16 protein-coding genes are annotated in these 19,544 nt (G+C 73.0%); 7 read left to right on the top strand and 9 right to left on the bottom strand.

Annotated elements, in window-relative coordinates; translation table 11 throughout:
* The first annotated feature begins 230 nt into the window (after nucleotides 1-230).
* The 5 genes from ACWDS7_RS12055 (at nucleotide 231) to ACWDS7_RS12035 (ending at nucleotide 4,672) form a co-directional block, all read left to right on the top strand.
* The gene (locus ACWDS7_RS12055) at nucleotides 231-890 is read left to right on the top strand and encodes a ThuA domain-containing protein (protein ID WP_451929279.1); all 660 of its coding nucleotides are present in this window, start codon (nucleotides 231-233) and stop codon (nucleotides 888-890) included.
* A gap of 130 nt (nucleotides 891-1,020) precedes the next feature.
* Nucleotides 1,021-1,926, top strand: a complete 906-nt coding sequence (locus ACWDS7_RS12050; RefSeq protein ID WP_451929278.1) for an SDR family oxidoreductase — start codon at nucleotides 1,021-1,023, stop codon at nucleotides 1,924-1,926.
* A gap of 283 nt (nucleotides 1,927-2,209) precedes the next feature.
* Nucleotides 2,210-3,430, top strand: coding sequence for a Tm-1-like ATP-binding domain-containing protein (locus ACWDS7_RS12045; protein ID WP_451929277.1), 1,221 nt, complete (start codon nucleotides 2,210-2,212; stop codon nucleotides 3,428-3,430).
* A complete protein-coding gene (locus ACWDS7_RS12040) occupies nucleotides 3,427-4,248 on the top strand; it encodes a phosphoenolpyruvate hydrolase family protein (RefSeq protein ID WP_451929276.1) in 822 nt (273 codons plus the stop codon). The genes ACWDS7_RS12045 and ACWDS7_RS12040 overlap by 4 nt, the downstream gene beginning before the upstream one ends.
* A 16-nt stretch (nucleotides 4,249-4,264) precedes the next feature.
* Complete coding sequence (locus ACWDS7_RS12035; RefSeq protein WP_451929275.1) at nucleotides 4,265-4,672, top strand: cupin domain-containing protein; 408 nt, start codon at nucleotides 4,265-4,267, stop codon at nucleotides 4,670-4,672.
* Nucleotides 4,673-4,906: 234 nt separating this feature from the next.
* Here the strand turns inward: ACWDS7_RS12035 and ACWDS7_RS12030 are convergent, their stop codons facing one another.
* Nucleotides 4,907-6,367 carry an alpha/beta fold hydrolase gene (locus ACWDS7_RS12030; RefSeq protein ID WP_451929274.1) on the bottom strand — a complete coding sequence of 487 codons (1,461 nt, stop codon included), beginning with the start codon at nucleotides 6,365-6,367 and terminating at the stop codon, nucleotides 4,907-4,909.
* 184 nt (nucleotides 6,368-6,551) lie between these two features.
* On the opposite strand from ACWDS7_RS12030, the gene ACWDS7_RS12025 reads away from it, so the two are divergent.
* Nucleotides 6,552-7,202 (top strand): TetR/AcrR family transcriptional regulator, encoded by a 651-nt coding sequence (locus tag ACWDS7_RS12025; RefSeq protein WP_451929273.1) that lies wholly within the window; start codon nucleotides 6,552-6,554, stop codon nucleotides 7,200-7,202.
* A 341-nt stretch (nucleotides 7,203-7,543) separates the two neighbouring features.
* Here ACWDS7_RS12025 and ACWDS7_RS12020 read toward each other — a convergent pair whose 3' ends face one another.
* Both ACWDS7_RS12020 and ACWDS7_RS12015 read right to left on the bottom strand, forming a co-directional pair.
* Entirely contained in the window at nucleotides 7,544-8,980 is a 1,437-nt protein-coding gene (locus tag ACWDS7_RS12020; protein WP_451929272.1) for an N-acetylmuramoyl-L-alanine amidase, read from the bottom strand.
* A 73-nt stretch (nucleotides 8,981-9,053) separates the two neighbouring features.
* The gene (locus tag ACWDS7_RS12015) at nucleotides 9,054-10,013 is read right to left on the bottom strand and encodes a M23 family metallopeptidase (protein ID WP_451929271.1); all 960 of its coding nucleotides are present in this window, start codon (nucleotides 10,011-10,013) and stop codon (nucleotides 9,054-9,056) included.
* Nucleotides 10,014-10,219: 206 nt separating this feature from the next.
* On the opposite strand from ACWDS7_RS12015, the gene ACWDS7_RS12010 reads away from it, so the two are divergent.
* The gene (locus tag ACWDS7_RS12010; RefSeq protein ID WP_451929270.1) at nucleotides 10,220-13,231 is read left to right on the top strand and encodes a BTAD domain-containing putative transcriptional regulator; all 3,012 of its coding nucleotides are present in this window, start codon (nucleotides 10,220-10,222) and stop codon (nucleotides 13,229-13,231) included.
* A gap of 60 nt (nucleotides 13,232-13,291) precedes the next feature.
* On the opposite strand, the gene ACWDS7_RS12005 is transcribed toward ACWDS7_RS12010, so the two are convergent.
* The 6 genes from ACWDS7_RS12005 to ACWDS7_RS11980 are packed head-to-tail and all read right to left on the bottom strand — an operon-like array spanning nucleotide 13,292 to nucleotide 19,462.
* Complete coding sequence (locus ACWDS7_RS12005) at nucleotides 13,292-14,287, bottom strand: M24 family metallopeptidase (protein ID WP_451929269.1); 996 nt, start codon at nucleotides 14,285-14,287, stop codon at nucleotides 13,292-13,294.
* Nucleotides 14,263-15,177 (bottom strand): ABC transporter ATP-binding protein, encoded by a 915-nt coding sequence (locus ACWDS7_RS12000; RefSeq protein WP_451929268.1) that lies wholly within the window; start codon nucleotides 15,175-15,177, stop codon nucleotides 14,263-14,265. Before ACWDS7_RS12000 ends, ACWDS7_RS12005 begins: the two co-directional genes overlap by 25 nt.
* Nucleotides 15,174-15,947 (bottom strand): ABC transporter ATP-binding protein, encoded by a 774-nt coding sequence (locus tag ACWDS7_RS11995; RefSeq protein ID WP_306869473.1) that lies wholly within the window; start codon nucleotides 15,945-15,947, stop codon nucleotides 15,174-15,176. The genes ACWDS7_RS12000 and ACWDS7_RS11995 overlap by 4 nt, the downstream gene beginning before the upstream one ends.
* Nucleotides 15,944-16,783: an ABC transporter permease gene (locus ACWDS7_RS11990; RefSeq protein WP_306869476.1), complete on the bottom strand. Its 840-nt coding sequence runs from the start codon at nucleotides 16,781-16,783 to the stop codon at nucleotides 15,944-15,946. The genes ACWDS7_RS11995 and ACWDS7_RS11990 overlap by 4 nt, the downstream gene beginning before the upstream one ends.
* The gene (locus ACWDS7_RS11985) at nucleotides 16,780-17,877 is read right to left on the bottom strand and encodes an ABC transporter permease (RefSeq protein WP_451929267.1); all 1,098 of its coding nucleotides are present in this window, start codon (nucleotides 17,875-17,877) and stop codon (nucleotides 16,780-16,782) included. The genes ACWDS7_RS11990 and ACWDS7_RS11985 overlap by 4 nt, the downstream gene beginning before the upstream one ends.
* Nucleotides 17,858-19,462: an ABC transporter substrate-binding protein gene (locus tag ACWDS7_RS11980; RefSeq protein WP_306869481.1), complete on the bottom strand. Its 1,605-nt coding sequence runs from the start codon at nucleotides 19,460-19,462 to the stop codon at nucleotides 17,858-17,860. The genes ACWDS7_RS11985 and ACWDS7_RS11980 overlap by 20 nt, the downstream gene beginning before the upstream one ends.
* Nucleotides 19,463-19,544: the final 82 nt, after the last annotated feature.

Raw genomic sequence — 19,544 nt, 5'->3', positions numbered from 1 at the left:
GTGCCGCACGGTCCTGACCGTGCGGCACGGGGCCCGTCCCGTCCGTGGACGCGGGCCCGTCAGGCCCACGTCCGAGGACGCCGCCGACCGCCCCGTGCCGGTGCCTGGCCGCGTCGCCCGGTTGACGCGGACCCGGCGGTGGCGCTGGGATGGCAGCGGCCAGATCGACCAAGACGGACCCCACACATGGCGGAGCCGCACCGGGTCCGGGACCAGCCGGGGAGCAGGGCATGACCAGACACGCGCTCGTCGTCCGGGGAGGCTGGGAGGGGCACGTCCCCGACGAGGCGACCGGCCTGTTCATCCCCGGGCTCGCCGAGGCGGGTTTCGAGGTCACCGTCGCCGGCGACCTCGACGTCTACGCCGACGCCGACCTGCCGGCCGCCACCGATCTCATCGTGCAGTGCTGGACGGGCGGCACGCTCAGCGGGCGGCAGTCCGCCGGGCTGCTGGCGGCCGTCGAGGCGGGCACCGGGTTCGCGGGGTGGCACGGGGGAGTGGTGGCCGCCTTCGACGACCGTGACTACCACCGGATGGTCGGCGGCCTCTTCCTGTCCCACCCCGAGCATTTCCTCGAATACGACGTCGTCATCGACCCGGCCCGCGCCGACCACCCGATCGTCGCCGGGCTGGACGGCTTCACCGTCCGCACCGAGCAGTACTGGATGCTCACCGACTCCCTCAACGACGTCCTCGCCACCACCACGCTGGCCCCCTCAGGCGGCGGCCCGCACGCCGTGCCCGTCCCCATGCCCGTGGTGTGGACCCGCCGCTGGGGCGCGGGCCGGGTCTTCTTCTCCGCGATCGGCCACAACCTCGCCGATCTGACACATCCCACCGTGCGCGCCCTCACCCTGCGCGGCCTGCTCTGGGCAGGCCGCGCGGGATGAGGGAGGCCGCCCGCCGGAACCCGCTGGACGGCTGACCCGCCGCGCCGTCACCCGGCGGGCCCGCGTCGTTGACATCGGCCGGGGTCTCCGAGACGCTCCCTGGAGCTGGGTTCTGGGACCGGGAGGCCGGATGAGCGGGATCGTGGCGGGGCGGGTGGTGATCGTCACCGGGGCCGCCCGGGGGATCGGACGCGGGCACGCGCTGGAGTTCGCGCGCCACGGGGCCCGGGTGGTGGTCAACGATCTGGGCGCGGAGGTGGACGGCACGGGCTCGTCGGCCGGGCCGGCCGGACAGGTCGTCGAGGAGATCCGCGCGATGGGCGGTGAGGCGATCGTCAACGGCGAGGACGTCTCCGACTTCGAGGGCGCGGGCCGGCTGGTGCGGGCGGCCGTCGACCACTACGGCGACCTGCACGTCCTGGTCAACAACGCCGGCATCCTGCGGGACCGGATGCTGGTCAACATGACGATCGAGGAGTGGGACTCCGTCGTCCGGGTCCACCTGCGCGGCACCTTCGCGCCGATGCGCCACGCCGCGGCCTACTGGCGCGAGCGGTCCAAGGCGGGCGTCCCGGTCGACGCGCGGATCATCAACACCACCTCCTCGTCCGGCATCTACGGCAATCCAGGGCAGAGCAACTACGGAGCCGCCAAGGCGGGCATCGCGTCGCTGACGGTCATCGCCGCCCAGGAACTGGCCCGCTACGGCGTGACCGTCAACGCGCTGGCCCCCACCGCGCTGACCCGCATGACGGAGAACCTGAGCGCCGGCGGCCGCTTCGACGAGCTCCGTCCCGAGGACGTGGCGCCGCTGGCGGTCTGGCTGGCCTGCGCGGAGGCCCGGGGGATCACCGGCCGGGTCTTCAACGTGCGGGGCGGCGTGATCAGCGTGGCCGAGGGCTGGCACGCGGGCCCGGAGGTGGACAAGGGCGCCCGCTGGGAGCCGGCCGAGTTGGGCGCGGTGATCCCGGACCTGGTCGCCAGGGCGGTGCCCAACGCCCTGCAGAACGGCCGGATCCCGGAGCGGCAGGACTGACCGGCCGCTCCCGGGGCGGCAAGACTGACCCGGCCGCCGGGCCTCCGGGTCGCATGGCTTCCGGGTTTCCGGGCCGTCGGGCCGCAGGGTCGCCGGGCCGTGATCCCGGCGCGGGGGGAGGGAGGCCGGCACCGGAGAGTGCGGCACCCGCCGGCGGGGCATGTCAACGCCAGGCCCGGTACGGGCCTCCGGCCGGCGGGGACCGTCTACCGGGGCCGGCGCGCCCGCCCCCGGGAGCGACCGGCGGCGGGGAAGGTCTGCGGACGGAGGGGCGTGGCGTGAGATGCCGACGATCTGCCTGGTAGGGACGCTGGACACGAAGGGACAGGAGTACGCCTGGCTCCGTGAGCGCCTGCGCGGGCTCGGCTGCGAGGTCGTCCTGGTCGACGCCGGGGTCGGCCGGGCGCAGGTGACCGCCGACATCGGCAACGACCGGGTGGCCCGGGCCGCCGGGGCCGAGGCCGGGGCGCTGCGCGCGGCGGGGGACCGGGGCGCCGCCGTCGCCGCGATGGGCGAGGGCGCCGCGGCGATCCTGGCCGAGCTGTACGGCGAGGGCCGGCTCGACGGCGTGCTCGCGGTCGGCGGCAGCGGCGGATCCTCGATCGCGGCCCGGGCCGTACGCGATCTGCCGATCGGCCTGCCGAAGGTCATCGTGTCGACCATGGCCTCCGGTGACGTGGCCCCCTACGTGGGCGCCAAGGACGTGACGCTGATGTACAGCGTCGTCGACATCGCCGGCGTCAACCGGCTCTCCAGGCGCGTCCTCGGCAACGCGGCCGCCGCCGTGGCCGGCATGGCGAGCGCCGAGGTCCCGGCCGGCGGCGACGACCGCCCGCTCGTCGCCGCGTCCATGTTCGGCGTGACCACGCCCGCGGTGGACGCGGCCCGGGAGCGCCTGGAGGAGCTCGGCTACGAGGTGCTCGTCTTCCACGCGACCGGGTCCGGCGGGCGGGCGCTGGAGGGGCTCGCCGCGAGCGGGCTGCTGGCGGGCGTGCTCGACCTCACCACCACCGAGCTGGCCGACGACCTGGTCGGCGGCGTGCTGTCGGCCGGTCCGGAGCGGCTGACCGCGGCCGGTGCGGCGGGCGTGCCCCAGGTGGTCGCCCCCGGCGCGCTGGACATGGTCAACTTCGGCCCCCGGGACACGGTGCCCGAGCGCTTCGAGGGGCGCACGCTCTACGTGCACAACCCGACCGTGACGCTGATGCGGACCACCGCCGAGGAGATGGGCGAGCTCGGCCGCCGGGTGGCCGGGAAGCTGCGCGGCGCCACCGGTCCGGTGACGCTGTTCCTCCCGCGCGGCGGGGTCTCCGCCCTCGACGCCCCGGGCGGCGCCTTCCACGACCCCAAGGCGGACGAGGCCTGCTTCGAGGCCCTGACGGACGGCCTGCGCGGCACGGCCGTCGAGATAAAGGAGCTCGACCTGCACGTCAACGACCCCGGATTCGGCCGCGCGGCGGCCGACCGGCTACACCAGATGATCTCTTCGGGAGGGACGCGGTGAACCGCGGAGACATCCTCGCCCGACTCCGCCGGACCGTCGCCGAGGGCCGCCCGGTCATCGGGGCGGGCGCGGGCACCGGCCTGTCGGCCAAGTGCGCCGAGGCCGGCGGCGTCGACATGATCATCATCTACAACTCCGGCCGTTACCGGATGGCGGGCCGCGGCTCGCTGGCCGGGCTGCTGCCCTACGGCGACGCCAACCAGATCGTCGTCGAGATGGCGGCGGAGGTGCTCCCCGTCGTCCGGGACACCCCGGTCCTGGCCGGGGTGTGCGGCACCGACCCGTTCCGGCTGATGCCCAGGTTCCTCGACCAGCTCGCCGCCATGGGCTTCGCCGGCGTGCAGAACTTCCCGACCGTGGGCCTGTACGACGGGGTCTTCCGCCAGAACCTGGAGGAGACCGGCATGGGCTACGACCTGGAGGTCGAGATGGTCCGGCTGGCGCGTGAGCGCGACCTGCTGAGCGCGCCCTACGTCTTCGACGAGGACCAGGCACGCGCCATGGCCGAGGCGGGCGCCGACGTCCTGGTCCCGCATGTCGGGCTGACCACCAAGGGCAGCATCGGTGCGGGGACCGCTCTGAGCTTGGACGAGGCCGTGGAGCGGGTCCAGGCGATGCGCGACGCCGCGGTGGCCGTCCGGCCCGACATTCTCGTGCTCTGCCACGGCGGGCCGATCGCCGAGCCCGAGGACGCGGCCTACGTGCTGTCGCGCACCGAGGGGGTCGTGGGCTTCTTCGGCGCGTCGTCGGTCGAGCGGCTGCCGACCGAGCGCGCCGTCACCGAGCAGGTCAGGGCCTTCAAGTCGATGAAGTTCTGAGATCTCAGGAGATCGCATGCATGTGAGTCCCGACGCGGTTCCCACGATGGCCTTCGACTGGGGGGCGATCAAGTGGTTCGTCACCCCGTCGACCGTCCAGGGGGCGACCGGCACGTTCGGCGAGGTGATAATCAACCCCGGCCAGGGGCACGCCCGGCACAACCACCCCGACGCCGAGGAGATCATCTACGTGATCTCCGGCGAGGCCGTGCAGATGGTCGACGACGGCGAGCCGTTCCCGATCAAGGAGGGCGACACCGTCCACATCCCGGCCGGCGCCTACCACTCGACCTTCAACGCGACCTGGCGCCCGCTGCGCCTCATCGTCACCTACACCCCCGGCGGCGCGGAGAAGGCGCTGGAGGCCGCGCCGGACCTGCGCGTGCACGGGGCCGGCAGCATGGCGCGGTGGCGCCAGGCCTGACGGCCGCCCCGCTTCCCGCCGCCGCCTCGCGCGACGGGCGCGCGGGCGCGGGCTGACGCATCTCGATCCCCCGCGCGGGCGCGGGCTGACACATGTCGATCCCCGGCGGGCCGGGCAGGGCCGGTCCGCCGGGGATCGATGCAGGGCCGGCGCGTCCGCGGCCCGTGACGGCCGGTGATCCCATCTCGTGCCGGTGCCCGCGCGAGGGGCCGCGGGCTCCGAGCGCGCCGCCGGTCAGTAGGCGGTGGTGAAGCGCTCGCGGACGAAGGAGCCCTTCTCCAGGGCGTCGACGATCGCGCAGGCGTAGTCGCCGACGGAGATGCGGCTCTCCCCGTTCTCGTCGGTGATGGGGGTGTCGCCGGCCTCGGCCCGGTAGACACCGGTCTTCCCGCCCGGTACCAGGTGCATCGGCGGCGGGCTGACGTAGGACCACTCGACCGGGGTCTCCGCCCCGCGGAGGATCTCCAGCGCCTCGGTCTGGTCGCGGGCGGTCTCCAGATACTCCGGCGGGAAGTTCGGGGAGTCCACGTAGCGCTGCCCGGGGGCGTACTCCAGGCTCCCGCCGCCGCCGATGAACATCAGGCGGTTCACCCCGGCGAGCGGGAGCCCTTCGAGCAGCGCCTGTGCGCCCCGGGGCACCAACCGGTCCGGGCCCTTGACCCCGGCCACCACGGCGTCATGTCCGGCGACCGCGTCCTTGACCGAGGCGGGGTCGGTGACGTCCATGGTGTCCCTGCCCAGCGCGGTGATCAGGTGACCCCGGGCGGCGGCCTCCCGGGCGACGGCGCCGGCGAGGTTTCCGGCGGCACCGATGACTGCGATCTTCATGGGAGCGTCCTTCCGGAGGCCGTCGACGAAGTCGGCGATGAGGGGGGCGATCTCGGGGAGGTTCTCCTCGAGGGCGAAGTGACCGGTGTCGAAGAGGTGGAGCTCCGCCTCCGGCAGGTCCCGGAGGTAGGCGCGGGCGCCGGCCTCCGGGAAGAAGGCGTCGCCCCGGCCCCACACGATGAGAGTGGGCGGCCGGTGGTCGCGCAGCCACTGCTGCCACTCGGGGTAGCGGGCCACGTTGGAGTGGTAGTCGAGGGCCAGGTCGACCTGGGCCTCCTTCCGGCCCGGAAGGTCCAGGAAGTGCTGGTCGAGGATCCAGCCGTCGGGGGCGACGAGCTCGACGTCGGTGGTGCCGCCCTCGTACTGGCCCCGGGTGACCGGCAGTTCGAGGATCTGCCTGACGTTGGCCTCGGCCCCCTCGACGCCGGGCCGGTTGGCGATCATGCCCCGGGCGAGGTCCGACAGGCCCTCCTCGTAGAGGTTGGCGTTCTGGACGATCAGCCCGGCGATCCACTCAGGGTGCCTGGTGGCCAGCCGGAAACCGACGGGGCCGCCGAAGTCGAAGGTGTACATCACGAACCTGTCCAGCCCCAGCGCCGTCACGAAGCCCTCGACGACGTCGGCCAGCCGGTCGAAGGAGTAGGTGAAGTCCTCCGGGGCCTCGGTGAGCCCGAAACCCGGGTAGTCGGGGGCGATCAGCCGGTACCGGTCGCCGAGGGCGTCCATCAGCCGCCGGAACTGGTGCGAGGCCGAGGGGAAGCCGTGCAGGAGGAGGAGCGCGGGCGCGTCCGCCGGGCCGGTCTGCCGGTAGAAGACACGGACTCCGTCGACGTCCACATACCGGTGTGCCACACGAGGGGTGTTCATTTCACATGCCTCCATGCCGTGATGATGCATTAGTTATAGCGGGCAAGGATCTAATGGGTCAAGTGAGGAAATTAGCGTTAGTCGCATGCTCCATGCCGGGGGCCGCCGCCGCGCCGCGCTCAAATCTCCCGGCTAATGCGAACAAGTTTGCGTTAATCTGGATGATGACAGGAGGGGGGACTTAATGCAAGACGGTTCGCATTTGGAGTCCAAGCGGCGGCCGGGCGGCCGTACGGCGCGCAACCGCGCCGCCGTACTGGACGCCACGCTGGCCGAACTGGTCGAGCACGGCTACGCCGAGACGAGCATGGAGAAGATCGCGATGCGGGCGGGGGTGGCGACCTCCACCGTCTACCGGCGATGGACCAACCTGGAGGGGGTGATCCAGGATCTGGCGCACCGGTTCGCCGACGACGCGGGCGTGCCCAGCGGGGGGGAGTCCTTCCCCGATTCGGGGGATCTCGAGACCGACCTGCGGGCTCTGGCCGGGGCCTTCCTGACGATCTACGCGCACGTGGCCCAGCGCGTCTGGCTCGACGTCATGGTGGCGGCCGCGGCCCGCGACCCGGCCGCCCGCGAAACCCTGTCGGCGGTCGTGGCGTCCCGGATCCGGGAGACCTCGCTCCTGGTCCGGCGGGCCATCGACCGTGGGGAGGTGCCCGCCGACACCGACGCGGAGGAGGTGATCCGGATGGTGGCCGCCCCGTTCTACTACCGGATGCTCGTCACCGCGGAGCCGATCGACTCCGCCCTCGCCGACCGGGTGGCCGCGATGGCCGCGCACGCGGCCCGGGCCGGGATCCTGGTGCGCCGGGTCACCCCACCGGAGCAGTAAACGGTGGGAGGCCGGCACGCGGTGAGGCCGGCACGCGGTGAGGCCGATACGCGGTGAAGTCGGCATGCGGTGAGGCCGATACGCGGTGAAGTCGGCACGCGGCGAGGCCAGCACGCGGTGAAGTCGGCATGCGGTGAGGCCGATACGTGGTGAGGCCGGCGCGCTCCCGGCCCGATCGCCGGACGTGCCGACCTGCTGATCATCCCCGACGGGGGTGCGCGTCCGCCGGCCCGGGTGCCGGCCCGGCGGACGGGGGCGGCCGCCGCGGCCCCCGCCTCGCGGCCGCGCCCCCGTCATCGATCACCTGCGGGCGGTGAGCCGTCCGAGGCGTGCCCGGCCGGCTATCCGCAGTGCTCGAAGGGGCTGTCGTAGCTGGAGGCGCCGGCCTTGCCGCCCCACTTGACGCACTTGTCGGCCGCGGCGGCGCGCACCGGGCCGGCGTAGTAGGCGAAGTTGCCGGAGTCGGTGATCCGGCTGCTGCCCTGGACTTCCAGGTAGGCGCTGGTGGCCGTCGCCGTGCCGAGGGAGGTCTTCTTCAGGGTGGCGACGCAGTTGTAGCCGGTGGCGCTGTTGTAGAGCAGGTAGACGGTGCCGGCCGTGCCCAGGGCGGCGGAGTCGATCACCGTGTAGCCGCTGCCGCAGACCGACTCGGGGGTGTGCGGGTTGGTGCCGCCGCCGCTGCCGCCGACGTACTGCATGTACTTGGTCCAGTCCCAGTACGGGCCGGGGTCGGTGTGGTCGTTGCCCGGGACCTCGACGTGCCCGACGATGTGGGTGCGGTCCTTGGGGATGCCGTACCGGTCGGCGATGCTGCGGGTCAGCGCCGCCGAGGCGCGGTACATCGTGTCGGTGAACCAGGAGGCGTTGTCGACGTAGCCCTCGTGCTCGATGCCGACCGACCGGCTGTTGTAGTCACGGGCGTGCCAGGCGCGGTCCTTCTCACGGACCATCTGGGTGATGTCGCCGTCGGAGGAGCGGACGACGTAGTGCGCCGAGACCTGGGCGGCGGGATTCTGGAACCAGGAGATCGTGCCGGCGTAGGAGCCCTGGGTCACGTGGATGACGATGCGGTCGATCGGGTCGCTCGCCGGCCGGTTGGAGACGGCGTAGTTGCTGGAGCTGGCCGGGACCCAGTGCGCCGAGGGGTAGTCGACGGCCGCGGCCGCGAAGGTCCTGTCCAGGTCCGGGGCCTTGGCGTAGTCGCCGCGGTCGGGCTGTACCGCCTGCGCGGTCACGGTCAGCGCCTGGCCGCCGGGGGTGGTGGCGCGCACGCCGGCGGCGAGCAGCTCGTAGACGGTGTCGGCGTACAGCCGGGCCACCTCGGGGGAGGAGGCGTTGCCGTACCGGGCCACCGCCGTGTACCACTTGCCGGCGTCCTTGCGGGCGGCGGCGTCCAGCCCGAGCTCGTCGGCGTAGGCACGCAGCACCGCGGCGCCGCCGGTGATGTTGGCCGCGTCGTCGCTCTTCAGCGCCGAGAGCGGTTGAGCGGTCAGTGCGGCCGCGCGCTCCAGGGTGTGGGCGGTGGGGTTGCTGACCAGGTGCATCACTCCGTAGCCGCCGCTGGCGCTGGGCTCGCCGTGGTGTCCGTCGAGGTGGGTCTCGGCGTATCCGAGGGTGACGAGCAGGTCGCGGGGGATCTCGTAGGTCGCGGCCGCGCGGGCGAAGGCGTCGGTCATGGGGTCGGCCGGAGCGGCGCTCGCGGGCCGCCCCACCAGGAGCGAGAGGGGGATGAGCGAACCGGCCAGCAGCACGGCTGAACGACGGAGTCGGGCCTGCACAGATTCTCCTCAGGGAGTGGGGATCCGCTGAAGGGCCGCCCCCGGCCGGTGCGGGCGGAGGCGGCCCCGGGCATCAGCTGCCGCAGTGTTCGAAGGGGCTGTCGTAGCTGGAGGCGCCGGCCTTGCCGCCCCACTTGACGCACTTGCCGGCACCGGAGGCGCGCACCGGACCGGCGTAGTAGGCGAAGTCGCCGGAGTCGGTGATCCGGCTGCTGCCCTGGACCTCCAGATAGGCGCTGGTGGCCGTCGCCGTGCCGATCGACGAGCGCTTGATGGTGGTCACGCAGTTGTAGCCGTTGGTGTTGTTGTAGAGCAGGTAGACGGTGCCGGCCGTGCCCAGGGCGGCGGAGTCGACCACGTCGTAGCCGCTGCCGCAGACCGACTGCGGGGTGTGCGGGTTGGTGCTGCCGCCGCAGTTGTTGGAGGTCACGGTCTGGACCGGGTAGCCGAACGTGGTCCCGTTGAAGACGGCCTTCTGGATGTTGGACGGGTAGCTGCTGCCCATCCGGACCTCGTAGTGCAGGTGGGGTGAGATGTAGTTGCCGGGCTTGCTGGTGTTGCCGACGGTGCCGATCTGCTGGCCCTGGGAGACCTGGACGCCCGCGCTCACCGAGCGCACGTTCAGGTGCGCGTAGTAGGTGGACCAGCCGCCACCGTGGTCGATCTTGACGAGGTTCCCGTATCCGTTGGTCGACCCCTGGTGGGCCGAGATGACCACCGTGCCGGCCGCGGCCGCGACGACGGGGTCTCCCAGGTCGGCGTCGGCGGTGCCACCCCGGTTGAAGTCGATCTCCCACGACTGGTGCGCGCTGCTCGCGCTGGAGTTACCCGTCCAGCTCTGCCCGCAGGGGAAGGGCAGCTGGAAGTTCGTCGCCAGGAGGGCCGCCCCGTCGTCCGGGGCGGGATCGGTCTCGCTGCTGTTCGGCACAGGGTCCCCCAGCACCCCCGCACCGGCGCCCGGAGCCATGACGGCGCCGCCCGCGAGGCTGAGCAGCAGGGCGAACCCCACCGTGAGCACCCCTCTGAGTCTCATGCGGATCCTTTCCACAGGTCCCGGGGGCGAAGCCTTGACCGGCACCGTGCACTGTCTGTTGGATCTCTCGAAAGGCTCTTGCTGGGGTCCAGGGTCTGGATTGCCGGTACAAAAATCATCCAAAATCTGTATAAAGGCCTATCCGGCTCATAGCACACAACCCGATGAATGGTTGCAGCGCCTCCATACGAGGAGTAAGTGCGGTCATGGTGGTTGATCAGCCCACATTCAGCGTGCTCGGTGGTTTGGACGTCCGGACCTCGGGACGCTCCCTCCGCATCGCCGGCACGAAACCCCGAATCCTGCTGGCATCGCTGTTGCTCGACGCCAACCGTGTGGTCGGCGCGGACCTGCTCGCCGAGGTGCTGTGGCCCCGGCACCGGCCGCGCTCCGCCCACGCCAACATCCGCACCTACGTGAGCTCGCTGCGCGGCGTGCTGGAGGCGGCCGGTGCCCGGATCCAGGCCCGGCCGCCCGGCTACGTGATCGAGCTGTCGACCGGCCAGCTCGACGCGCTGCTGTTCGAGGACCTGATCGCCGGGGCGCGCGCGGCCGGCCGTACGGAGGAGTCCTTCGACCGGCTCCGCCGGGCGCTCGCGCTGTGGCACGGCACCCCGCTGGCCGACCTGCCGGCCAGCCCGCTCTGGGACGGGCGGCTGCAGGCGCTGGCGGAGGTACGGCTCGCCGCCGCCGAAGAGCTGATAGCCCTGAGGATGGCCCGGGGCGAGTACACCGACGCGATCGGCGAGCTGCGCGGGCTGCTGAAGGAGCATCCCTTCCGGGAGGACCTCTGGCAGCGGCTGATGTTCGCCCTGCACTGGAGCGGACGGCAGGCCGAGGCCCTGCACGCCTACACCACGGTCCGGCGGCAGCTGGTCGCCGAGCTCGGGATCGAACCCGGCGCGGACCTGCGCCGGGCGCACGCGGCCGTCCTGGCGGGCGAGCCCCCGCCCGCCGTGGCCGGGCCCGCCCTCCCGCCCGCCGTCGCGGCTGTGCCGCACCCTCTGCCGCCCGTCGCGGCGGCCGTCTCCACCCCCCACCAGCTCCCCCCGGACGTGCCGGACTTCACCGGCCGGGCCGAGGCCGTCGCCGTCCTCACCCGGGCGCTGTCCCCCGTGGAGCGCCCGCCGGACGGGCCGCCCCTGATCGTCGTGGTGATGGGGGCGCCGGGCGTGGGCAAGTCGGCGCTGGCGGTGCACTGCGCGCACGCCGTACGGGCCGGATATCCGGGCGGGCAGCTCTACCTGGACCTCGGCGGGACCGAGCCGGTCCCGCCCGACCCGGGCGAGCTGCTGGCCGAGGCGTTGCGGGCGCTGGGGGTCGGCGAGGCCGGCCTGCCGGCCACCGTGCGCGAACGCTCCGCCCTGTACCGGTCCCTGCTGGCCGGACGCCCGATGCTCGTCGTCCTCGACGACGCCGCCGGCGCCGCCCAGGTGCGGCCGCTGCTGCCCGGCAGCGGCTGCGCGGTGCTCGTGACGAGCCGGCGGCGGATCACGGAGCTGCCCGGCGCCCTCCGGCTCGAACTGGACGTCCTGCCGCCCGGCGAGGCGGAGGAGTTCCTGGGCAGGATCGTGGGCCCGGAGCGGCTGGAGAGGGAGCGGGAGGCCGCCGTGGCGATCCTCCGCTCCTGCGGATACCTGCCGCTCGCCGTCAGGATCGCCGGAGCGCGGCTGGCGGGGCGGCCCGGCTGGTCGCTGGAGGTGCTGGGGCGGCGATTGGACGACGAGTCGAACCGGCTCGGCGAGCTGCGGGCCGGCGACCTGGAGGTGCGGGTCAGCCTCGACCGGAGCTACCGGCTGCTGCCCGACGACGCGGCCCTGGCCCTGCGGGCGCTGGGCCTGCTGGGCCCGCAGTCCCTGCCCGGCTGGGTGGTCGACGCCGCGCTGGACCGGCACCGGGCCGACGACGTGACGGACGTCCTGGTCGATGTGAACCTGCTCCGGCTGGTCGGCACCGACCCGATCGGCCAGCCGCGCTACCGGCTGCACGACCTGGTCCGCTGCAACGCCAGGGAGAAGGCCGGCGGCCTCCTGGAGCGGAACGCCCTCGTCAGGGTGCTCGGGGCCTGGATGGCCACCGCCGAGAGCGCCACGGCGCGGCTGCCGACCACGCTCTTCAGCCTGTCCGCGGCCGGGGCCACCCGCTGGAACCTGCCCGCCGACACCCTCGGGCGCCTGACCGCCGACCCGCTGTCGTGGCTGGACGCCGAGCACGACACGCTCGTGGGGGCGGTGCGCCTGGCCGCCGACGCGGGGCTGGCCGAGTCGGCGTGGGGGCTCGCCGCGGCCCTCGTCCCCTACTACGACCTGCGCTGCCACTTCGAGGAGTGGCAGTCCACCCACCGGGTCGCCCTGGAGGCCGCGCGCCTGGCACAGGACCGCCACGGCGAGGCGGCCATGCTCCGCGGCCTCGCCCAGGTGTGCCTCTACCAGGACCGCTACGCCGAGGCGACGGAGATGTTCCGCAGAGCCCTCACGATCTTCCACGAGCTGGGGGACGCCCGGGGCGAGGCGACCTCGATCTGCGGGCTCGGGGCGGTCAACCAGTTCTGCGGCGAGCATCTCAGGGCGCTGACCTACTTCCGGCAGGCTCTGGCCATGTTCCTGGCCATGGGCGATCAGAGCGGCGAGGCCTACGCGCGGCAGGCGATCGGGCGGGTCTGCCTGGCCTCCGGCAACCTGCACCAGGCGTCCAGATGGCTGGGCGAGGCGCTGGGGCTGGCCCGGCGGCTCGGCGACCCCCACCGGGAGGGCTGCGTGTCCATGCAGCTCGGACACTTCCACGCCCTGGTGGCCGAGCCCGACCGGGCGATGCGCTTCCAGGGACGCGCGCTGGACATCTTCGAAGGTCTCGGTGACCTCCACTGCGGGGCCTACGCGATGCAGAACCTGGGCGGGCTCCAGGTCGTCCGCGGCGACCGGTCGCACGCCTCCGACAAGCTGGAGCGGTCGCTGCTGATCTTCCAGCGGCTCGGCGACCGGAGCGGGGAGGCGGCCACGGTCCAGACACTCGGCGAGCTGCACCGGTCGGCGGGCCGTACCCGGCTGGCACAGAACTACCTGCATCACGCCCTGGAGCTCCGGCGCGAGCTGCGGGGCGGCGCCGACCTCGCCGGGAGTGCCGGTCCCGCGGCCCTCCCCGGCGATGGGTGGCGGAGCCCGGACATGGTGCGGTCGCCGCTCGGGCTCGTACTTGACGGGAACGCCGTGGAGTGGTGACCCCCTTCACTGATCATCCGGAGCGCCCGCACGCCGCCCGCCCCCCGCCGGCCGCCCGGCTCAGTGGTCGATGACGTGCAGGGCCTGCGAGCTGCCGCTGAGCCGGCGTGCCCCCGAGGGGGCGCACACCGCGACGTCGGCCACCCGCGCGCCGAACAGCTCGGGCAGGTAGATCGCCGGTTCGACGCAGACCGTCATCCCGGCGGCGAGCACCGTCGTGTCGCCCGGGACGAGCCAGGGACCCTCGTCGTGGCCGAGGCCGACGCCCCGGCCGGGCCGCTCCGCGGCGTAGTGGCCGTAGCCGCTGCCCTCGATCACCTCCCGGGCGGCCCGCCCGGCCTCCGCCGCCGGCACGCCGGGCCGCAGCGAGTCGAGGGCGGCGCGCTGCGCGGCCAGGACGACCGAGTACATCGCCTCGAAGTCCTCCGGTGGCTCGGCCACCGCGAAGACGCGGGCCACCTCCGAGCAGTGGCCGCCCCATCTGCCGCACACCGAGACCAGGAGCGCGTCGCCCGGGTTGATCACGCGGTCGCACGGCACGTGCCGGGGGACGGAGCTGTGCTCGCCGGCCGCCACGAGCACCGACAGCACCTCCTCGCACCCGGTCTCGACCATCATGGCCCACAGCCGCCGCGCCATCGCGCGCTCGGTGGTGCCGAACCAGGCCAGCTCGCGGGCCATGAGCAGGACGGCGTCCGCCGCGGAGGCGGCGCGTTCCGTCGCCGCGACCTCCGCGGCCCCCCGGTGCAGCCGGAGTGGGGCGAGCACGGCCGAGGCCAGCACGAGCTCGGCCTCCACCCGTAGCGAGAACAGCTCCCAGGCCCGCATCTCGGAGTCCACCCCGACGCGGCGGGCGGAGGCGGGGATGAGTGCCGCGGCCTCCAGCGGTCCGGCCGCCGCCGCCGGCGGGCCGTGGAGGTCCAGGACGAGATACCCCTCGCCCTGGCCCCCCAGGTAGCGGAAGTCGGGAGAGGGGCGCAGCACCAGGGCGTCGACCCCCTCCTCGATCATCCTGCGGCGCACCTCGTCGATCATGCAGGCCCGTGCAGCCAGCACGCGACGGGACCGAAGTCGGGCTCGCGCTCCCGGCAGACGTCCATCGCCACCGGGCAGCGCGGGTGGAACCGGCAGCCGCGGGGCGGGTCGGCCGGATCCGGCACGTCCCCGGACAGCTCCGCCGGGAGCACCCCGGCGCCGTCGGGCGCGGGGATCGCGCCCAGCAGCGCCTTGGTGTACGGGTGACGGGGCTCGGCCCACACCTCGGCGGTCCGCCCCATCTCCACGATCTTCCCGAGGTACATCACCGCGATCCGGTCGGCGATCAGCCGTACCACCGACAGGTCGTGGCTGATGAACAGCAGGCCGGCGCCCGAGGAGACCGCGAGGTCCCGCATCAGCGTGGCCACCTGGGCCTGTGCCGAGGCGTCGAGCGCGGAGATCGGCTCGTCGCCGATCAGCAGATTCGGCCGGGCGGCGAGCGCCCTGGCGATCGCGATCCGCTGCCGCTGGCCGCCGGAGAACTCGTGCGGGTGGCGGGCGGCGAACTCCCGGGGCAGCCCGACCCGCTCCAGCAGGTCGGCGGGGGCGGTCACGGTGTCGCCCGCCGTACGCAGCCCGTCGGCGATCTGCGCGCCCACCCGGCGCCGGGGGTTCAGCGAGGCGTAGGGATCCTGGAACACCATCTGGATCCCGGCCAGTGCCCGGTCCCTGCGGCGCAGGCCGAGCGGGGTCACCGGCCGCCCCTCGAAGGTGATCGACCCGGCGGCGGCCCGGTTGAGCCCGCACACCGCGCGGGCCAGCGTCGACTTGCCGCATCCGGACTCGCCGACGAGCCCGACGACCTCGCCCGCCGCGACGGTCAGACTGGCCCCGGCCACCGCCCGTACCAGGGGGCGGCCCGGGGTGCGATGCTCGACGACGAGGTCGTCCACGGTCAGCAGTGTCATGAGGTCTCCCCGGGCAACGACTCCAGCAGGGCGCGGGTGTAGGGGTGGCGCGGCTCGCGCAGCACCTGGCCGCGCGGTCCGGTCTCCACGACCAGGCCTTCCTTCATCACGCTCACCTCGTCGGCGACCGCCGACATCACGCCGAGGTCGTGGGTGACGAGCAGTACGGCCAGGCCCAGGTCGTCGCAGAGGCCGCGCAGCAGTCGCAGCACGCCGGCCTGGACGGTCACGTCGAGAGCGGTCGTGGGCTCGTCGGCGATGAGCACCTTCGGCGAGCAGGCCAGGGCGATCGCGATCGCGATGCGCTGGCGCATGCCGCCGGAGAACTGGTGCGGGTAGCGGTCGATCGCCGCCTCGGGCCCGGGGATGCGCACCTGGCCCAGCAGCTCGACGGCTCTGGCCCGCGCCTGTTTCCGGTCGAGCCCCAGGTGGTGGCGCATGTGCTCGGTGAGCTGGCGGCCGACCGAGAGCATCGGGTGCAGGCTGGTCGCCGGGTCCTGGAAGACCATGGCGACCTCACCGCCGCGCACCGTGTTCAGCTCCTTGGGCGCCATCGTAAGCAGGTCGCGCTCTCCCAGGGCGATCCGGCCGGTGGTGCGGGCGCCGTGCGGGAGCAGCCCCAGCACGGCCAGGCCCGTCATCGTCTTGCCCGAGCCGCTCTCGCCGGCCAGGCCGTGCACGCGGCCGGCCCGCAGGTCGAGGTCGACGCCGCGCAGGATCTCCCTGCCGCCGATGGAGACCTTCAGGTCGGAGATGGCCAGAAGGGTCACAGCGCACGCTCCTTGATGGCGCGGGCCGTCCGCGGGTCGAGGGCGTCGCGCAGCGTGTCGCCCAGGAAGTTGAAGGCCAGCACGACGGTCAGGATGGCCAGACCGGGGAAGGTCGCCACCCACCAGCTGTCGAAGACCTCCACGCCGGAGGCGACCATCGCGCCCCACTCGGGGGACGGGGGCTTGGCGCCGAGCCCGAGGAAGGACAGGCCGGACAGCAGCAGCAGCGCGGTGCCGATGTCGAGGGTGGCCAGCACCAGGATCGGCCCGGTGACGTTCGGCAGCACGTCCACCCGGAGCGAGCGCCAGGCGGAGAAGCCGAGCAGCCGCCCGCTCAGCACGAACTCGCGCTCGCGCACGCCCAGCACCAGGCCACGGGTCACGCGGGCGTAGGCAGGCCAGGCGACGACGAGTACGGCGAGCACGGCGTTGGTGAGGCTCGCGCCGAGCGCGGCGGCGACGACCATGGCCAGGATCACGGTGGGGAAGGCGAAGACGAGGTCGGCGAGCCGCATGATCGTCTCGTCGACCCACTTGCCGAAATATCCGGCGCAGGCGCCCAGCAGGCCGCCGACCAGCACCGAGAGCACGACCAGCAGCAGCGTCAGCGGGATCGACAGGCGCGCGCCGTACATCACCCTGCTCAGGATGTCGCGGCCGAGCTGGTCGGTGCCGAACCAGTGGCCCGGGCCGGGCGGGGCCAGCCGCGGCAGGTCCTGGGCGAGCGGATCGTGCGGCGCCAGCAGCGGGGCGGCCAGCGCGATCACGATCCAGGCGAGCGCGATCACCCCGCCGACGATCGCCAGCGGCTGCCGCCATGCTTGGGGGAGTTTCACTGGAGTCTCACTCTGGGGTCGATGACGCCGTACAGCACGTCGACGATCAGGTTGATGACGAGGTAGACCCCGCCCACCACCAGGCCGACGCCCATCACGGCGGGCAGGTCGAGGGTGGTCGCGCTCTTGTAGGCGTACTGTCCCACGCCCGGCCAGGCGAAGATCGCCTCGACGAGCACGGTGCCCGACAGCAGGCTGCCGAAGGCCAGGCCCGCGACCGTGATGATCGGCACCAGTGCCGAGCGCAGCACGTAGCGGAACAGGATCACCCGGGGCGGCAGGCCCTTGGCCCGCGCGGCGCGCACGTAGTCCTGGCCCAGCACCTCAAGCACCGCCGACCGGGTGAACCGGGTCAGCAGGCCGATCGTGTAGAGGGCCAGCACCAGCGCGGGGGTGATGAGGTGGCCGACCGCCGAGGAGAACACGTCCCACTGCCCCGCCAGCGCGGAGTCGACCGTGTACAGCCCGGTGACCTGCGGGGGCGGGCTCATGCCCGGATCGATCCGGCCGCTGCCCGGAGTGACCTGCAGCCGGTAGAAGAAGACGTAGAACGCCGTCAGCGCCAGCCAGAAGGTCGGCACGGAGATGCCGATCAGGCTGATGACCCGGAGCACGTGGTCGGAGAGCCGGTCCCGGCGCAGCGCCGCGATCACGCCGAAGGCCACACCCGCCACGAGGGAGATCAGGATCGCGGCGCCGGCCAGTTCGAGCGTGGCCGGCACGGACTCCGCCAGGTCGTCGAGGACCGGGCGGTGGCTCTGCTGGCTCGTCCCGAGGTCGCCCTGGAGGACTCCCTGAAGGTGCAGCAGGTACTGCTGGGGGAGCGGCTTGTCCAGGCCGTGCTCGGCCCGCCACTGCGCGACGATCGCCGGGTCGCCCAGGGCCCGCTGGCCGAGGTTGGCCGAGACGGGGTCGCCGGGGACCATGTTGGTCAGGACGAAGGTGACGAGCGTGATGCCCACCGCCAGCAGGAGCGCCGTGAGCACCCGGCGGGCCAGGAAGCGGACCAGCGGGCTCCGGCGGCCGGCACGGCCCGGCGGCTTGCGCCGGGCCGTACCCTCCTTCAGGTCCTCGTTACTTGAGGTCGGCGACATCGACAGTCCACACCGGGTGGAACTCCAGGCCGGTGACGGACTTGGCCGTCACGATGTTCTGGCTCGGCTGGATGAGCGGGACGAACGGGCCCGAGGCGTTGAGCTTGGTCTGCACGTCGACGTAGGCCTGCTTCCGGGCCTCGTCGCCGATCGTGGTGGCCGCCTTCTCGCCGGCCGCCTCCAGCTCCTTGTCGGCGCCGGCCTTCCAGCCGGCCCGCAGGCCCACGAGCTTGCCCGGCAGGAAGGACAGGTAGTCGCTGGGGTCGGGGTAGTCGGGGCCCCAGTACCACAGGCCCAGCTCCTCCTTGCCGTTGCGGTAGTTGTCCAGGGCCGTGGTGATCGGCGCGGGCGCCAGCTCCACGGTGATGCCGACCTCCTTGAGGTTGGCCTGGACCCGCTCGGCGAGCGGCTGGAAGGACAGGCCGTTGACGGTCAGCTCGCTGGGGTACTCCAGCTTGACCGTCGGGTCGGCCACGCCGCTCTCCTTGAGAGCCGCCTTGGCGCCCTCGATGTCGCGCTTGGCCGCCTGCTCCGGCGGGAGCGCGCCCAGCAGCATCGAGGGGATCACCCCGGGAGCCTGCACCGAGCCCTCGCCGGCCAGCTCCAGCAGACCCGCGTAGTCGACGCCCTTCCGCACGGCCTCGGCGAACTTGGGGTTGGAGGTGACCTTGCTGACCGCGGGGTTCTGGTTGGCGAGCAGGAAGATCACGTTGGCCGAGGCCGTCTTCTTGACCGTCAGGTCACCGGTGATCCCGGCGACCTGGTCCCCGGAGAGGTTCAGCGCGACCTGGCTGTCGCCACGCGAGATGTTGAGCTTCTGGGTCGCGGCCTCGACGTTGCGGAGCACGACCTTGTCGTAGACGGGCTTGTCCGGGCCCCAGTACTTGGCGTTCGCCTTGAGCACGACCTGGGTGCTGACGTTGAACGACTCGATCGTGTAGGGACCCGAGCCCGCCGAGGCGGAGTTGAGGTACTGCTCGGCCTTGTCGCCGGCGTCCGTGGTGGCGCCGTGCTCCTTGGCCACCTTGGAGTTGAGGATGCCCAGCGCGGGGTTGGGCAGGATGTACGGCAGCGCGGGGTTGGCGCTCTTCGACGTCAGCGTGATCGTGTCCGCGCCGGTCTTGGCCACCTCCACCCCGTCGAGCAGGAACGACGGGGTGCCCTTCATGTCGCGCACGCGGTTCAGCGAGAAGACGACGTCGTCGGCGGTGACCGGCGAGCCGTCGGCGAAGGTGGCGCCCTGGCGGAGCTTGAGGGTCAGCTCCTTGCCGTCGTCGGACAGTTCGAACGACTCGGCGAGGGCGGGCACCGGCTTGGTGACGTCGGAGCCCTCGAAGGTGAGGAGGGTCTCGTAGGCCGCCTTGCCGATGATCAGGCCGGTCGGCTCGTAGGTGCGTCCGGGGTCGGCCGTCTTGAGGTCGAAGGAGGTGTCGATCACGAGCGTCTTGGCGGCGGCGGTGCCGCCACCGCTCTGGGACGTCGTGGACGAGCCGCCGCTGGAGCAGGCGGCAAGGGCGAGGGCGCCGGTGAGCAGCACCGGCAGCAGGGCTGCCTTCGCTCCGGGGCGCCGTGAACGGGTCGCCATTCTGTGTCCTCCGAAAATGGGCCGTGTAAGACGTTTGGTCGCCGATCGTCCAGGATTGTCCGGCAAAAAGTCCAGCTCATGG

The organism is Streptosporangium sp. NPDC003464 (assembly GCF_053588315.1).
Note: the sequence above shows the minus strand (reverse complement) of the source record. Positions and strands in the feature narration are given on the sequence as shown.

Coding starts and splice junctions, on each gene's coding strand:
- ACWDS7_RS12055 (WP_451929279.1), top strand. CDS start 231: ATGACCAGACACGCGCTCGTCGTCCGGGGAGGCTGGGAGGGGCACGTC.
- ACWDS7_RS12050 (WP_451929278.1), top strand. CDS start 1,021: ATGAGCGGGATCGTGGCGGGGCGGGTGGTGATCGTCACCGGGGCCGCC.
- ACWDS7_RS12045 (WP_451929277.1), top strand. CDS start 2,210: ATGCCGACGATCTGCCTGGTAGGGACGCTGGACACGAAGGGACAGGAG.
- ACWDS7_RS12035 (WP_451929275.1), top strand. CDS start 4,265: ATGCATGTGAGTCCCGACGCGGTTCCCACGATGGCCTTCGACTGGGGG.
- ACWDS7_RS12030 (WP_451929274.1), bottom strand. CDS start 6,367: ATGAACACCCCTCGTGTGGCACACCGGTATGTGGACGTCGACGGAGTC.
- ACWDS7_RS12025 (WP_451929273.1), top strand. CDS start 6,552: ATGCAAGACGGTTCGCATTTGGAGTCCAAGCGGCGGCCGGGCGGCCGT.
- ACWDS7_RS12015 (WP_451929271.1), bottom strand. CDS start 10,013: ATGAGACTCAGAGGGGTGCTCACGGTGGGGTTCGCCCTGCTGCTCAGC.
- ACWDS7_RS12010 (WP_451929270.1), top strand. CDS start 10,220: ATGGTGGTTGATCAGCCCACATTCAGCGTGCTCGGTGGTTTGGACGTC.
- ACWDS7_RS12000 (WP_451929268.1), bottom strand. CDS start 15,177: ATGACACTGCTGACCGTGGACGACCTCGTCGTCGAGCATCGCACCCCG.
- ACWDS7_RS11985 (WP_451929267.1), bottom strand. CDS start 17,877: ATGTCGCCGACCTCAAGTAACGAGGACCTGAAGGAGGGTACGGCCCGG.
- ACWDS7_RS11980 (WP_306869481.1), bottom strand. CDS start 19,462: ATGGCGACCCGTTCACGGCGCCCCGGAGCGAAGGCAGCCCTGCTGCCG.